Source organism: Streptomyces sp. DSM 116793 (genome assembly GCF_057320905.1).
Genome location: NZ_CM170494.1, coordinates 3,411,446 through 3,426,735, shown reverse-complemented (window position 1 = coordinate 3,426,735; position 15,290 = coordinate 3,411,446). Strand labels below are relative to the sequence as shown.

13 protein-coding genes are annotated in these 15,290 nt (G+C 70.3%); 4 read left to right on the top strand and 9 right to left on the bottom strand.

What is annotated here, in order from left to right:
- The first annotated feature begins 69 nt into the window (after positions 1 to 69).
- Positions 70 to 849, top strand: a complete 780-nt coding sequence (locus ACSMXW_RS13335; RefSeq protein ID WP_485806421.1) for an HAD-IIA family hydrolase — start codon at positions 70 to 72, stop codon at positions 847 to 849.
- Between the two features lie 43 nt (positions 850 to 892).
- Here the strand turns inward: ACSMXW_RS13335 and ACSMXW_RS13330 are convergent, their stop codons facing one another.
- Complete coding sequence (locus ACSMXW_RS13330; RefSeq protein WP_485807987.1) at positions 893 to 1,348, bottom strand: GNAT family N-acetyltransferase; 456 nt, start codon at positions 1,346 to 1,348, stop codon at positions 893 to 895.
- A 247-nt stretch (positions 1,349 to 1,595) separates the two neighbouring features.
- On the opposite strand from ACSMXW_RS13330, the gene ACSMXW_RS13325 reads away from it, so the two are divergent.
- A complete protein-coding gene (locus ACSMXW_RS13325; protein ID WP_485806419.1) occupies positions 1,596 to 2,624 on the top strand; it encodes a 6-phosphofructokinase in 1,029 nt (342 codons plus the stop codon).
- Positions 2,625 to 3,059: 435 nt separating this feature from the next.
- Here the strand turns inward: ACSMXW_RS13325 and ACSMXW_RS13320 are convergent, their stop codons facing one another.
- Entirely contained in the window at positions 3,060 to 4,829 is a 1,770-nt protein-coding gene (locus ACSMXW_RS13320) for a M4 family metallopeptidase (protein ID WP_485806417.1), read from the bottom strand.
- Positions 4,830 to 5,167: 338 nt separating this feature from the next.
- Between ACSMXW_RS13320 and ACSMXW_RS13315 the strand changes: the two genes are divergently transcribed.
- Entirely contained in the window at positions 5,168 to 7,216 is a 2,049-nt protein-coding gene (locus ACSMXW_RS13315; protein ID WP_485806416.1) for a cell wall-binding repeat-containing protein, read from the top strand.
- A gap of 116 nt (positions 7,217 to 7,332) precedes the next feature.
- On the opposite strand, the gene ACSMXW_RS13310 is transcribed toward ACSMXW_RS13315, so the two are convergent.
- Positions 7,333 to 7,584, bottom strand: coding sequence for a DUF397 domain-containing protein (locus ACSMXW_RS13310; protein WP_485806415.1), 252 nt, complete (start codon positions 7,582 to 7,584; stop codon positions 7,333 to 7,335).
- Positions 7,581 to 8,453: a helix-turn-helix domain-containing protein gene (locus ACSMXW_RS13305; RefSeq protein ID WP_485806414.1), complete on the bottom strand. Its 873-nt coding sequence runs from the start codon at positions 8,451 to 8,453 to the stop codon at positions 7,581 to 7,583. Before ACSMXW_RS13305 ends, ACSMXW_RS13310 begins: the two co-directional genes overlap by 4 nt.
- 171 nt (positions 8,454 to 8,624) lie before the next feature.
- On the opposite strand from ACSMXW_RS13305, the gene ACSMXW_RS13300 reads away from it, so the two are divergent.
- Positions 8,625 to 9,095 (top strand): ATP-binding protein, encoded by a 471-nt coding sequence (locus tag ACSMXW_RS13300; protein ID WP_485806412.1) that lies wholly within the window; start codon positions 8,625 to 8,627, stop codon positions 9,093 to 9,095.
- Positions 9,096 to 9,150: 55 nt separating this feature from the next.
- Here the strand turns inward: ACSMXW_RS13300 and ACSMXW_RS13295 are convergent, their stop codons facing one another.
- The 5 genes from ACSMXW_RS13295 to ACSMXW_RS13275 form a co-directional block, all read right to left on the bottom strand.
- Complete coding sequence (locus ACSMXW_RS13295) at positions 9,151 to 10,692, bottom strand: Rieske 2Fe-2S domain-containing protein (protein WP_485806410.1); 1,542 nt, start codon at positions 10,690 to 10,692, stop codon at positions 9,151 to 9,153.
- A 143-nt stretch (positions 10,693 to 10,835) separates the two neighbouring features.
- Entirely contained in the window at positions 10,836 to 11,057 is a 222-nt protein-coding gene (locus ACSMXW_RS13290) for an FCD domain-containing protein (protein ID WP_485806408.1), read from the bottom strand.
- Between the two features lie 462 nt (positions 11,058 to 11,519).
- Positions 11,520 to 12,521 (bottom strand): LLM class flavin-dependent oxidoreductase, encoded by a 1,002-nt coding sequence (locus tag ACSMXW_RS13285; protein ID WP_485806406.1) that lies wholly within the window; start codon positions 12,519 to 12,521, stop codon positions 11,520 to 11,522.
- A gap of 154 nt (positions 12,522 to 12,675) precedes the next feature.
- The gene (locus ACSMXW_RS13280; protein WP_485806404.1) at positions 12,676 to 14,271 is read right to left on the bottom strand and encodes a UbiD family decarboxylase; all 1,596 of its coding nucleotides are present in this window, start codon (positions 14,269 to 14,271) and stop codon (positions 12,676 to 12,678) included.
- Positions 14,268 to 14,957 (bottom strand): UbiX family flavin prenyltransferase, encoded by a 690-nt coding sequence (locus ACSMXW_RS13275; RefSeq protein WP_485806403.1) that lies wholly within the window; start codon positions 14,955 to 14,957, stop codon positions 14,268 to 14,270. Before ACSMXW_RS13275 ends, ACSMXW_RS13280 begins: the two co-directional genes overlap by 4 nt.
- Positions 14,958 to 15,290: the final 333 nt, after the last annotated feature.

Sequence of the window (15,290 nt, the reverse complement as noted above, 5' to 3'; positions counted from 1 at the left end):
GCCGGCCCCGAGGCCGGCACCCCGCACCCGCACCGTGGTATCCCCTTGCGTACGGCAGGAGACCGGCACATGGCAGAGCGCAGGCCTATCGAATCGTGGCTCACCGACATGGACGGGGTGCTGATGCACGAAGGTGTGCCGATCCCGGGCGCCGAGGCGTTCATCACGAAGCTGCGCGATTCCGGCCGGGCGTTCCTCGTGCTCACCAACAACTCCATCTACACGCCCCGCGACCTGCACGCCCGCCTCTCCCGGATCGGCCTGGACGTGCCGGTGGCGAACATCTGGACGTCCGCGCTCGCCACCGCCAAGTTCCTCGCCGACCAGCGGCCCGGCGGCACCGCGTACGTCATCGGCGAGGCGGGGCTGACGACCGCGCTGCACGACATCGGCTACGTGCTCACCGACCACGACCCCGACTACGTCGTGCTGGGCGAGACGCGTACGTACTCCTTCGAGGCCATGACGAAGGCGGTGCGGCTGATCAGGAACGGGGCGCGCTTCATCTGCACCAACCCGGACGAGACCGGCCCGTCCGCCGAGGGCCCGCTGCCCGCCGCGGGCTCGGTCGCGGCGCTGATCACCAAGGCCACCGGCAAGGACCCCTATTTCGCGGGCAAGCCCAATCCGCTGATGATGCGGACGGGGCTGAACGCGATCGGGGCGCACTCCGAGAGCAGTGCGATGGTCGGGGACCGGATGGACACGGACGTGCTGGCCGGACTGGAGGCCGGCATGACGACGTTCCTCGTGCTCACCGGGCTGACCGCGCCGGACGAGGTCGACGCCTACCCCTTCCGCCCGTCGACGGTCGTCAACTCCATCGCGGACCTGGTCGACCTGATCTGACGCCCGGGCCCGCCCCGGCCGGGGCCGAGCCCGACGACCCGGCTCAGAGGGAACGGGTCATGTACACGCTGTTCGGGTCCTCGATGTACTCCCCGAACGGCGCGCAGTACACGAAGCCGAACTTGGTGTACAGCGCACGCGCCGGCGCGAAGAACTCCGCCGACCCGGTCTCCAGGCTCACCCTGCGGTACCCCATCCGTCCGGCCTCGGCGAGGACATGGGTGAGAAGCCGCGAGGCGATTCCACTCCGCTTGCGATCGGCCGCCGTACGCATCGACTTCAGCTCGGCATGGTCGGGGTCGAGCCCCTTCAGCGCGCCGCACCCCACCACGGCCCCGCCCTCCCTGGCCGTCCAGAAGGTGACCTCCGGCTTCCGCAGCCCGTCCAGGTCCAGAGCGTGCTTGCTCTCCGGCGGGCTCATCGACCGCATCTCCCTGACGTGCGCGTCCAGAAACGCGGCGATGTCCGCGCCGGAGAGGTCGTCCACGACGATGTCCATGCGATCCTGCCTCCCCATGGCCCTCAGCCTCGCGCACGGGCCTCATGCGCGGGTCGTGTGTCCGGCCCCGGCCCACGCGGGAGCGTACCCCGAGGCGTGCGCGGCCCCTCGGTTCCGTCGCCGTGCGCTTCACCGCATATGGGTCCAACCTGGACGAGTAAGACCGCCCCGGGCGCCCCGCCCCCGGCGCACCGCCCCGGGGGCGGGGCGGGGACGCGCAACCATGCGAGGCGCAGGGAGGCGCACCATGCGAGTCGGAGTGCTGACCGGGGGCGGTGACTGCCCGGGGCTCAACGCGGTGATCCGGAGCGTCGTCCGCAAGGGCGTGCAGGAGTACGACTGGCAGTTCGTCGGCATCGCGGACGGCTGGCGCGGCGCGCTGGAGGACGTCACCACCACCCTGGACGTCCCCGCCGTGCGCGGCATCCTCACGCACGGCGGCACCATCCTCGGCGCCTCCCGCACCAATCCGCTGCGCGCCGAGGACGGCGTCGAGCGGATCAGGCGCACGCTCGACGCGCACGGCGTCGACGCGCTGGTCGTGGTCGGCGGCGAGGACACCCTCGGGGTGGCGCGGAGCCTCGCCGAGCAGGGCATCAGGCTGGTGGGCGTGCCCAAGACCATCGACAACGACGTGGGCGGCACCGACTACACCTTCGGCTTCGACACCGCCGTCAGCATCGCCACCGAGGCCATCGACCGCCTGCACACCACCGCCGCGTCGCACCGCAGGGCGCTGGTGGTGGAGGTGATGGGCCGGCACTCCGGGTGGATCGCGGTGCACGCGGGCGTCGCGGGCGGCGCCAGCGCCATCCTGATCCCGGAGCGCGCGTTCGACGTGGAGCAGGTGTGCGCCTGGGTGCGGCGCCGCTTCCAGCTCCGCTTCGCGCCGGTCGTGGTGGTGGCGGAGGGCGCGGTTCCGGAGGCCGGGCAGCTGGTGGTCAGGGACGAGTCCCGGGACGAGTACGGGCACGTCAGGCTCTCCGGCATCGGCGACTGGCTGGCCGGGGAGATCGAGCGGCGCACCGGCAAGCAGGCCCGCACCACGGTGCTCGGCCATGTGCAGCGCGGCGGCACCCCCACCGCGTACGACCGCTGGCTGGCCACCCGCTTCGGGCTGCACGCGGTGGCGGCGCTGCGGGACGGGGACTTCGGCATGATGACGGCCCTGCGCGGCACGGACATCGTCCGGGTGCCGCTCGCCGACGCGTTGCAGACCGCCAAACGGGTGCCGCTGGAGCTGTACGACGAGTTCGGCGTCTTCTTCGGCAGCTGACCCCGCCGTCGAGGCGGGCTGCGCCCCGGTCCCGTCAGCGGCGCGGGCTGTGTCGTGGGGGTACGTCCCGCGCCCTCGGGGCGGTGGGGGAGGCGCCGTGGTGTGGGCGGGACCGGTTCCGGTGAGACGGTCGGGTCGTCACCGGCCGAAAGGGGCTGCTCGGGTCGTCTCCGGACCACCGGCCGGTGGGTGGTCGCGCGCGCAGTTCCCCGCGCCCCTGGGGGGCCGGGGCTGCTCCCGTTGTGGGGGGCGCCCGGATAGGGGCGCGGGGAACTGCGCGACAAGCCGAGACGAGACGGTCGGGTCGTCACCGGCCGAAAGGGGCTGCTCGGGTCGTCTCCGGACCACCGGCCGGTGGGTGGTCGCGCGCGCAGTTCCCCGCGCCGCTGAGGGGACCGGGGGTGCCCCGGAGTCGGGAGCACCCCCGGAGAGGGATCAGCCGTTGGACGCGGTCACGTTGACCGCGGCCCACGCCTTGTTCACGGTGTTGTACTCCACACTCCCGGATCCATACAGATCAGCCGCGGCCTGCAGCGTCGCCGTACGCGCATCGTGGAAGTCGGTGCTGGAGACCATGTACCGGGTCAGCGCCTGGTAGAAGATCGCCGCCGCCTTGGTCCGCCCGATACCGGTCACCGTGGAGCCGTCGTACGTCGGGGAGTTGTACGCGACCCCGTTGATGGTCTTGCTGCCGCTGCCCTCCGCCAGCAGGTAGAACGCGTGGGACGAGACACCGGAGCCGGCGTGCACCTCGGTCTGGGGCGCGTTCGTGCTCCAGTAGTCGACGGTGCCCTCCAGCTTGTCCAGCGACGGGTGGTCGAGCCGCCGCAGGAAGCCCTGCGACAGGCCGAGCTGCTCACCCATCAGGTAGTTCGGGGCGTGCGTCGGGTTGTTCGTGGTGAACTCCACGTCCGTGCCGAAGATGTCGGCCAGCGACTCGTTGAGGGAGCCCGGCTCGCCGATCTGGTTGCCGAACACGTCGAAGTCGGTCTCCAGATTCGCCGTCGACGACACCACGCCGTGCGTCAGCTCGTGCCCGGTGACGTCGAGCTGGGTCAGCGGCTTGGTGAACGTCTGGCCGTCGCCGTCGCCGTAGACCATGCACCAGCAGGTGTCGTCCCACCCGGCGTTGCCGTAGTTACGCGCGTAGTGGACGACACCCTTCGGGCCCACGCCGTCGTTCTTGATGCCGTTGCGGCCGAAGGTGTTCTTGTAGAAGTCGAAGGTCGAGGTCAGCCCGTACTGGGCGTCCACACCGGCGGTGTTGGTGTCGGACGTGGTGCCGTTGCCCCACTTGTTGTCGGAGTCGGTCATCGTGCTCGCGCTGCTGAAGATGATGGCATCCGACAGCGCCTGGTTCTTGGCGTTCCTGACCTCGGCCTTGCCGCGCGTGCTGTCGACCAGCGTGTACGTGCTCGTCGCGGTCTGCGTGGTGTTGAGCGTCACGGTGCCGTCGTACATGGAGATCCCGCTGCCCACCGCGGGCGCGGGGAAGGTGGCGGCCGGGCTCTTGATCTTCGGCGCCGCGGTGTGCGCGCCCACGGACGGCGTGGCGCGCTCGCCCAGGTCCTTGAGCTTCTTCTCCAGCTTCGGGGAGATGAAGTCGTCCAGCGTGCCGGCGTTGCTGAGCACGGTGCCCGTCGCGGCGTCGAGCAGCACCGAGTGGGCCCCCACCGCGTCACCGCCGACGCTGACCTGCACCTGGTAGGCGAGGACGCTCTTGCCGTGCTGGGTGTGGACGATCAGGCGGGGCGCGGCCGCCGAGCCCTTCGCCACGGCCGAGGCGGCCTTGGTCCGGGCCTGCTGCGCCGTCAGCTTCGCGGTGACGGACGGCACCGAGACCGGCTTGTCCGTGGCGCGCGTCACCCCGAGGTACCCGGAGTCCTTGGTGAGGTGGACAACGATGTCGGCACCGACGACGGGGAGGCCGCGGTACGTCTGGGAGAAGCGCACGTGCTGCTTGCCGTTCTGGTCGACCATCACGTCGGTGGCGACCAGGCCGCTCTGTCTGCCGAGACCGGTCTGGGCGGCGTGCGCGAACGCCGCGGAGCGGGCGGCTTCGGCGATCGCCGACCGCGAGGCGGAGGCCTGGGTGCTGAGACCGCTCGGCGCCGGGCTCGCCATCGCCGTCGCCGTGATCGAGGCGGAGGCCGCGGTCACGATGGTCAGGGCGATGGCGAGCTTGGATATCAAGGGAGCACGCATGTGGGGGTTCGTCCTTCCTGGACATGTCTGGGCGCGCCCCACCGGGCGGCGGGGGGCTTGTCGAGATCATGACATGGGGGACGTTACATGCGAAGTCTCGGAAAGTCTTGGAAAGTTAAAGAATCTCTGTCGTGAAGAGTGTCCGCGGCGCGGCGAGTTGGGAAACGCGGGACGGCGTATGCGGCACAGGAACTCCACAATGTTCACCTGTCGTCCGCATGGATGACGCAACCTCCCGATACCTTCGCGTCCCTGCCGAGCGGCCCGGGGGGCGGGGCGGGGCTCGTGGCCCGGCCGGCTCGGCGGTCCATCACACGCCATCAGTGGGGGGCATCTCCTTGAGATCACGCACGCGCCGCGGCCTCGCGGCGCTCACTTCGGCCGTCTCTCTGGCGGCCGGTGTCCTCGGCGCGTCGGCGCCGGGGGCGCAGGCGGCCGGCACCGGCGCGGTGACCGGCGGCCGGATCGCGCTCTACGCAGGATCCGGCGTCCAGACCGTCGAACCGGACGGGACCGGCCCGGAGTCCGTCGCCGGCCTCACCAACTCCGCGGGCCTGACGCCGAACTGGGCGCCGGACGGCAGCCGGGTGGTGGCCGGCTCGCCGGACCGCCTCAGCACCGGCCGGGTCACCGGCACCACCTCCCGCGTCGACCTGCCGCCCCCGGAGGGCGACGTCTCCGGCGGTTCCTGGCAGGACGCCGTCTACTGGATGAACGGCGCCTACCTCGTGTCCAGCACGGGTGACGAGCTCTTCTACGGCCCCTCGGACGGCGCATACGGCCCGGAGCCGCTGCTGCCGGCGAGCCTGCGGCCGTCGTCGGCCTGCGACGGGGACCCCACCACGAGCCCCGACGGCACCGTCGCCTTCGTCCGCGCGGACCCGTGCGGCGGCTTGGCGGGAGGGGACGTCTGGACGTTCGACCCGTCCGACGACACCATCAGGAAGATCGTCGCCGACGGCTCGGACCCGTCCTTCTCCGCCGACGGCACCGCGCTCGCCTTCACCCGGGTCGTGGACGGCCGGCGGCAGGTCTTCACCGCGGCCGCCGACGGCACCGGCGTCACCCAGGTGACCACGGACGCCGTGGACCACCGGGACCTGTCCTGGGACCCGGACGGCGGGCGGATCGCGTACGACGAGTCCGACCCCGCATCCGGTGCTGTCACGGCGAAGATCCTCACCCTCTCCGACGGCTCCGCCACCACGCTCTCCACCACCGGCAGCAAGCCCGCCTGGCAGCCGCTGCGCCGCAACGCGCTGCTCCGCGTCTACGGCACCGGCGCCCTCGGCATCGACGACGCCGCGTCCCGCTGGACCTTCGACACGCTGGGCGCCCCGCACGTCGACGGCCTGCTCCCGGCCCGGTCGGCGGTCCTCGTCAACAAGGGCAACGCCACGTACGCGGCCCCGGCCGTCTCGCTCGCCGCCGAGAAGCAGGGCCCGGTGCTGCTGACCTCGGCCACCTCGCTGGACTCCGCGGTGGTCACCGAGCTGAAGCGGTCCCTGCCGAAGGGCAGCACCGTGTACCTGGAGGGCGGCACCAACCTGCTCGGCAGCGCGGTGGAGAGCCAGGTGCAGGCGCTGGGCTACCAGCCGCTGCGCCTCGGCGGGACCGATCTGGCCTCGGTGTCCGCGCGGGTCGCCAAGCAGATCGCCGCGGCCCCGAGCTGGGTCTTCGTGGCCGACGGCGACGACTACCACGACCCGGTGGCCGCCGCCTCGGCCGCGGGCGCACTGGGCTACCGCGGCACCGGCGTCGTCCTGCTGACCCGGGGCACCACCGTCCCGTCCTCCGTACGGACCTACCTCAACGCCCAGGACCCGGCGAGGACCCACCTCGTCTCGGTCGGCACCAACGCCAGGAAGGCCCTGGAGAACACCGCGCTGGACAAGCCCTGGAGCTTCTGGGACGTCAGCGGCGGCAGCACCGAGTCCACCGCGGTCAACCTGGCCCGCTTCTGGTGGGCCGCCCCCGGCAGCGCCGTCGTGCAGTCCACCTGGAACTGGCAGAACGCCGTGACCGGCGACGCCGTCAGCGCGACGTACGGCCCCGTCCTGTGGTCCACCATCGACCGGCTCTCCCCGGGGTCCGCCGCCTACCTGACCAGCGAGTCGGCCAGCGTCCAGTACGTCCAGACCTTCGGCGGGAACGACTCGTTCTCACCCGCCGAGCGCACCGACATCGGCTCGGCGATCGCGGCGAGCAGCGCCTGGACCACCACCGTCTGGGCCGCCGGCGGCGTCCCGCCCACCGAGCCCGCGCCCGAGTCCTCCCTGACCCGGAACGCGGCCCGCACCCCGGACGCGCCCCGCGCCCCGCACGCGGCCCGTACGCCCGGCCGGAGCACCGTCCCCTCCTTCCCCACCCACCGCACGGCCCACTGACCGCCCGCCGGCGGCCCCGCTCCCGGACGGCGCGGGGCCGCCGGCCCGTTCGGCACTTTCCCGTTCCCGCCCTTGTTGCCCTTCGGGGCCCCCGGCGGACCGGGGGCACGAAGGGTTCAGCCGTCCGCACGCGTCGCGTACGGCACGAAGGCCTGCCACGCCGTGGGGGAGAGGGCGAGGCTGGGGCCCTGCTTGTTCTTGGAGTCGCGGATGTGGACGGTGGTGGGGCAGGTGGCTATTTCCAGGCAGTCGCCGGAAGGACTGCTGCTGTATGTGGACTTGTGCCAGGTGAGCGCGACCTCTACGCAGTCGTCGCCCGAGCCGCCGCTGTAGCTGCTCTTGAACCAGTTCAGTCCGGTGGCGCTCACAGCGCTCCTTCCATCTGCTTCAGCAGATCCATCGAATCTTCCAGGCCGAGGGCTTGCGAGCGCATCCTGGCATACCGCATTTGCAGCATGGCGACCACTTTGGGGTCGCGGACGAACTGGCCGTTCTCCTGGCCCTCGCAGTAGGCGAATCGTTGGTTGTCCGGTGTTTCCAGCAAGCGCATGGGGCCGTCCAGTCCTGCGTGACTATGCCGGACTATCGGCATGATCTGGAACTCGACGTTGCGCAACTCGGCCACCTCCAGGACGTGGCGGATGAGCCCTCGTGTCACCTCGTCTCCACCCATACGCCGTAGGAACAGATGCTCCTCAAGGATGAAGCTGAAGGACGTGTTCGGGTGCTCCCCGATGAGCCGTTGGCGGTCCAATCGCGCCGTCAGTTGAGCCTCGACCTGCTCCTCGTCGAGCGGAGGCCACTGGTTCAGGAACAGTGTCCGCGCGTACTCCTCCGTCTGCAACAGTCCGGGAACCAACCGGCACTCGTAGGTGTAGAGCCAGATCGCCTCCGCCTCCATACGCGCCCATTGCCGGAACCAACTGGCCAGCCCCCGGCGCCGGACAATATGGCGCGCCGCCCTGCGCAACGCGCCCGTATTACCGGTCGCCGCCTCTGCGGCCTCCACGAAGTGCGGGTCCGGCATCCGCCGCCCCTGCTCGATGGAGGCCACCGTGTGCTTGGAGAACCGCACCTTCTCGGCGAACTCCGCGCGGCTGAGGCCCGCGTGTTCGCGTAACCCCTGGACCGCCGCGCCGAACGTCCGCAGACTGTCGGAGGACTCGGGGTCCCCGCCCGCCGTGTCCGAGACGCCCGCTGAACCCGTCGAATCCGTCGCACCCGTCTCCTCGGTCATCGCCGACTCCCTCCCGTGGCACCGTGGTTGACGTCCGTGTGATTAACAGCGCCGGACGGGCCAGGGTCACGGGCGGTTCCGGGTACCGTCCAGAGAAACTCCGCGTACAGCGGCCCGTGTACGCAGGGTGGAGATGGCGGACGGCCTGTGACCGCGGACACATTGAGGCCCATGACGTCACGTGTGTTCACGCAGCGGTTCAGTTCCACGCCCCTCGGGGCCCGGCTCGCCCGGCACCTGGTCGTGCACCAGCTCCACACCTGGGGCGTTCCGCACGGCACGGAGGCGTCCGACACCGCCGCGCTGCTCGTCGCCGAACTCGCCGCGAACGCGGTCACGCACGGCCGGGTGCCCGGCCGGGACTTCGAGGTGCGGCTGACGCTCACGACGGAGCGGGGAGCCGGCGGGGCCGAAGGCCCCGGGCCCGGGCCCGGCCCCGGCGGCACGCTCAGCGTCGAGGTGTCGGACACGCTCGGTGAGAGGCGCCCGCCGGACCCGGCCGGGGTCGCCGCGCCCGCGCCACTGGGCGAGGGCGGGCGCGGACTTTTCCTGGTGGCGGCGTGCGCCTCGCGGTGGACCGTGCGGGAGAGGTCGCCGGGCCCGGGGAAGACGGTGGTCGCCGAGCTGGACCTGAAGGGGTGAGGGGGAGGCCGCCCCCGGGCCACGCCCCTGGGCCACCGCCCTCCCCCGGGGGGACTCAGGTCAGCGGCGTGGCGCGGATGTCGTGGCCGTCGGCGGTGAGGCAGCGGCCGGTGGAGAGGTCGTAGCGCCAGCCGTGCAGGGTGCAGGTGAGGATCTCGCCGTCGAGCTGGCCGAAGCGGCTGAGGTCGGCGCGGAGGTGCGGGCAGCGGCGCTGGACCTGCCAGCCCTCGATCTTGATGTCGTCCTCCTCGCCGTCGCCCGCCTCGTAGTAGTTCTCGACGTACTCGATGCGCTCCGGCGAGAGGCACTTGAAGAAGACGTACAGGTATTCGTTGTAGGGGCCGATGCGGCTGGCGGAGAACCGGAGGGACAGCAGCAGGCTGTTGGACCAGTCGACCTCGTGCCGGGCGATGTTGGTGGCGATGAGGTCGCCGGAGGTGGAGAGCGTGTAGCGGCACCGCTCGCCGTCCCAGAGGCGGACCTCGCGGGCGGGGAAGTCGATGACGAGGGAGACGTCGTCCACGTTGAGGCGGGCCGGGCCGCCGACGCCGGTGCAGATGCGGTTGGCGCGGGCGAGCAGCGGCTCCCACCACTGCTTCAGCTCGGCGAGCAGGCGGTCCGGGGGGAGCGCGGGGGCGCGGGAGGCGCGCTCGGCGGCGAGTGCGGGGCGCTGGCGTTCGGCGTAGTCGCGCAGGTAGGCGCGTTTGTCGCCGAAGATGCGGTCGATCTCGCTCCGGCTGTACCGGTGGCTCGGCTTGCACGCGCTGTCCCGGCGCAGCTCCACTTCCGTGCCGGGCAGCAGCAGGTGGGCGGAGATGTCGGGGCGGGCCGCGGCCAGCTTGTCCAGGAACTCGCGCTGGTCGACGAAGATGCTCTCGCCGTCCAGCCCGGTGCCGTTGAGATCGAAGAGGTCGTCGTCGAGGAAGCAGGGCGGGCCGGAGTTCGGGAACACGTGGGTGGCCCCCACGGCGTCGATGTAGGTCAGCGCGCGGTCGAACTGGCCCTGCCGCTTGCGGGCCGCGAACTCGCGCTTCGCCGCGTCCGGGAAGTCGTAGACCATGGGATGCCAGATCGCGCCGGAGAACTGGAGGAAGTAGGCGTCGACCTCGCCGAACTCGCGGATGTCCTGGACTGCCAGGGGGTGCGCGTCGTTCTGGTTGAGCAGCACGGTCTCGCCGTCGTCCAGGGAGAGCGCGGAGTCGCCGATGGGGCCGTCGCCCGGGCCGGTCAGGGCGGTGATCATGATGCGCAGGCCGTCGCGCTCGACGGGGACGCCGCTGCGGGTGCGCAGGAAGTCCGTGAACCCGAGGGCACGCAGCTCGCTCTCCAGCTCGTCGGTGGCGTAGGCGGGCAGCAGCACGGTGAGGTCCTTGCGGACGTTCCGTCTCAGGTTCTCCGCGTCGAAGTGGTCCCGGTGCAGGTGGGACACGTAGAGGTAGTCGGCGGCACGGCCGTAGTGGGTCCAGTCCAGGTCCGAGTTGTCGGGGAACGGGAACCATGAACCGAAGAAGGCAGGGTTGACCCAGGGATCGCACAGTACCGCTCCTGCGGCGGTCTCGATGAACAGCCCTGCATGGCCAAGTCCTGTCACACGCATGTCAAAGCACCCCGATTTCCGGCTGGCGAGGGGGATCACATGCGTTGACTATTGTCCGATTTGATCAGTTATGCACGCATTGACAGCCATTCGCAGCAACGGAGCGGGGGCGTCCTCGGGACCTGCGGGCGGCGGAGCCGGGGTCAGGCCGAGTCCGCGTCCCGCGGGGTGAGCCGGGCCGTGAGGAGCCGCTCCCGGGCGTGGTCCAGGTGCTCCGTGAGCCGGGCCCGGGCGGCGTCCGGATCACCCGTGCGGATGGCGTCGAGGACGGCGGCGTGCTCCTTGGCGACGGTCTCCGGGGCGGTGGTGCGGTGTGCGCCGTGCGGTGCTGGGTGGGAGTGGAGGTGGCTCTTCCCCTTCCCCATGTGGCCCCTGGCGGTGCGGGCCGGTACCGCCAGGGCGCCGTGGGCCGTGGGCTGTGCCCACCCTCCCCCAGTGCCTTAAGGGCCTGGGAGGTGCCCCCAGCCCAGCGGAACGACTGCCCACAGCAGTAGCGGGGCCAGCGCTTACAGCGGCCACCTTGGGCCCCACCGGGCCGCAGTCGCGTACGAGAGGTGAGGGGACGTGGGGGATGTCCGCCCGCAGCGGCCGACGCCACGACCACTGAACCCTCCGGTGTGCGGAGGGCGCCGGACCGAGGACGGAGATCCCCCCGCGGCCCCGCCCCACAACGCAACACAAGGCGCACCCGCCATAACGAGAGCCGCACTCGCCCAGACAGCCGGCCCCACGACGAAACAGAAGGCGCACCGGCCACGACGAAACCCGCGCACGCCGCAGGACCTACCCGCCACGGAACGGAAGGCGCACCAGACCAGACCCGCGGGTCAGCCGCGGACGGCGGCCATGAAGGTCGCGAGTTCGCGGCCGATGTCGGGCCCGGACGGCTCGATCATGATCTCGGTGGCGCCGGCGCCCGCCATGTCGGCCACACGCTGGCGCACGACGTCGGCGGTGCCGGTCAACGTCCCCGGCGCAAGCGTGACGTAGCCGCCGGCCTTCCACGCGGCGAGGTCCGCCTCGTTCATCTCCACCATGTGGCCGCGGTGGATGTGCAGGTGCCGCTCATCGGGCGGATAGCTCTCGATGACCTCGAGCCAGGCCGGTCCGCCGGGAATCTCGCGGACCGCGTCGGCCCCCTGAGCGGTGTAAGTGAAGTGGAACACGCCCGCCCAGGGAGCACCGACGGCCAACCGCACCCGCTCGCTGTTCAGTTCCTCGCCGTCGTCGAGAACCGTGCCGGGCGTGGCGACGACCGCGGTGGTGAAATCGCGCTGCTGGGGGATGGGCTGGAACATCGAGATGATCCCGTCGGCACCGAGGCGCCGTGCGACGTCCGCTCCCTTCGGGCCGATGGCCGCGACGAGCAGGGGGATGTCGAGCGGCAGCGCCTCGTGCTGGGTGGAGGTCGGCATGAGCTGAATGGGCGCTCCCTCCCATTCGGCGGACTCACCGGCAAGCAAGGCCGCGTAGGCGCGAACGTACTCCTCCAGGTAGGACCACCGAATCGGCGGCTGCCCGGTCGCGGCACGACTGGAGAAGCCCGTACCGAAGGAGGTGACGACGCGGCCCGGCGCCTCGCGGTGCAGCGAGACCGTTTGAGCCGCATTGACCAGCGGGTGGCGCAAGGTGGGAATCAGCACGGCGGGACCCAATGTGATGCGCGTGGTCACCCGCGCGGCCTCATGCAGCGCCAGCCATACGTCACTGCCTTCGAACGGCGTGTCGTAGATACAGGCGCACCGGTAGCCCAGCTGCTCGGCCATCGCGATGTGCCCGGCCGACTCGGCCGACGCCGGCAGCGCAACGCTGACGTGGATGTCTACCATCAAACTCACTCCTCTCTTCGTCACGCAGGTGGCCGGCCCGCTGACGCCTGACATCAGCGGGCCGCGAGCCACCGTGCGGTCTTTTCACGTGGTGCCCGGTTGCCCGGTTGCCCGGTCGCCCGGTTGCCCGGTGATCCGGGGCGTTCGCCCCGGATCACACCTCGGGCATGCGCTTCCTGAGTTCCTTCAGCGTGAGCCGCTCGCGCCCCTCGTCGTCGAGGTAGGGGATGCCGATCCCGTACTCGTCCCAGCGCGACGCGATCCGCGACTCCAGTTCCAGCTCGAGCGTGTCGGTGGGCGGGAACCGGCGGCCGCCCCACTGGGGCTGCGGGTCGATTTCCCAGTTGCGGGTGGCGTCGATGAGCATGCGCGTCCACTGCCCGGTGCCGTACTTGTTGCCGTCGTTCAGCTCCGGCGGCGTCGACGGATCGAGAGCCGAACCCATACCCGGACCGAAGAAGGCGACGTCTCCGAGGCCGGCGTTGACGCGATAGGACAGCGCCCAGTCCAGGGCCACGGGATCGTGGATGTCGATGTCCTCCTCGACCACCATGACGTTCTTGTGGAACCACACCGCCGAACCCACGCCCCACAATGCCGAGGCGATCTGCTGTGCGTGGCCGCGGTAGCGCTTCTGGATCTGGACGTTGGTGTTCTGGCCGTTGGAGACCTCGGTCATCCAGACGTCGGTGATTCCGCCGATGCCGAGGTCCTCGAGGATGTTCCAGGTGATGGCCGACCGGGCGAAGTTGGTGATGCTGTCCTCGTTGGTCTGTCCGGGCCGGATGCCTTCCAGGGTCCCGCGCATCACCGGATCGTCGCGGTACATGATGCGGGTGACCTTGACGACGGGCGCGGGCGCGGCCGCGCCGACGAATCCCGGGTACTCGGCGAAGGGGCCCTCCATGATCCAGCTCTTGGGATCGGGGTCTATGTACCCTTCGACCACGATCTCGGCGGTGGCGGGCACGCGCAGCGGCACGGTCTCACACTGCACCAGGTCGACCGGGCGTCCCAGCAGGGCGCCCATCATGTCGTATTCGCAGACGTTCTTGGGGAACGGGCTGCCGGCGCAGAACGGCAGCACGTCGTGCCAGCCGTACACGATGGCCACGGGCATCGGCTCGGGCTTGTACTCCTCGAAGTGCACGCCGTAACCCTGGCTGGGCACGAGAAGCTTGGCGATCTTGTCGCGGTCGACGATCTGTCCGCGGTACACGCCGACGTTCTCAAGGCCGGTGAACTTGTCCTCGGTCACCACGCCGCAGAACGTGTCGATGTAGCGGCCACCGTCGGCGGCGTGCCACTTGGGCACGGGGAACTGCTCCAGGTCGATGTCATCGCCTTCGATGACGTTCTCCTGCACCGGTCCGCTCTCGACGACGCGGGGTTTGACGGGGTTCTGGAATCGCTTCCGCATGTGCTGGACGATGGCCGCGTCCGACGTTCCCTCGGGCAGGCCGAGCATCAGCTGCACCTGGCGGCGGTTGCCGAGCGCGGAGGTCAGGAACTTGGTGCAGACCGTGTCCTGGTGGCCGGTGATGTCCTCGAACAGCAGGCCAGGGCCCTGCAGGGTGAGGTTGGCGCGGGTGATGGCGCCGATCTCCTCGTTCCAGTCGACCTCGGCGTCGATGCGCGCCAGCTGGCCCGCACCCTCCAGAGTGGCCAGCCAACTGCGCAAGTCGGGGCCGGTGTCATCGCCCTGCTGCTGGGCGTCCTCTGCCGGACTGGTGCTGGTGCTGGTGCTCACTGCATCTCCTTCGTGATCGGGTTGTCGCCGTTGAGCATGTGAGGGGAGGTTCGGGGAGCCGCTGCCGACGTGCGGGCGGTTCCGTTCTTGTGGACGGCACGATCACCGTGTTCGTCGCCTTGCGACGACCCGGATGACTTCCAGCGGTTGATCATTTCGTGGGGGATTCCGAGTTGATCGATCACGCGCCCGACGATGTAGTCGTTCACGTCGTCGATCGAGCGTGGCTGCGCGTAATAGGCGATGGTGGGCGGGAAGATGACGGCGCCCGCGCGTGCGAGATAGTGCATGTTCTCCAGGTGTATCTCGCTGAGCGGCGCTTCGCGTGCCACGAGTACCAGGCGCCGGCGTTCCTTCAATGTGACGTCGGCGGCACGGGTGATGAGGTTGTCGGTGAATCCGATCCGGATGGCGGCCAGCGTCTTCATGCTGCAGGGACACACCACCATGCCGTCGGTGCGGAACGAGCCGCTGGAAACGGCGGCGGCGAGGTCCCGGGCACTGTAGGTGTGTGTGGCCAGTGCCCGGACATCGTTGACGGAGTAGGTCGTTTCCAGGCTCATGGTGGCGCGCGCCCAATCACTGAGGATCAGGTGTGTCTCGACGTCCAACTTCTTCAGGACTTCCAAGAGACGTACGCCCAACACCGATCCGGTGGCTCCGGTGATGGCGACCACTAGCCGCATGGTTCGGCTCCCCGGGCGTTCTCTACCGCCTTCATGAATAGCCTCCCATTTGCTGTGGCTGGACATGCCGGAATTACTGTGGGGTGTGCGCTGGCCGTCGATGTGCAGGCGGGCATCGCAAACGGTTGGTGCGGCCCTGGCTGCCTGGCCCGGAAGAAAGTCGCGCGAGTAACGGAAGTGTTCGTGTTCACGCGTGGTCCGACGCAGTGAAGTTACCGAGCCGGAAGAATGCTTGGCAACGTGGTGTTGCGGTGTGTCATGTCACCCGACGCAGGGTGAACTTATGAGGCCTCAGTTTCGTTACGTGCACTGCATGGAACGCTCGCGCCCGGG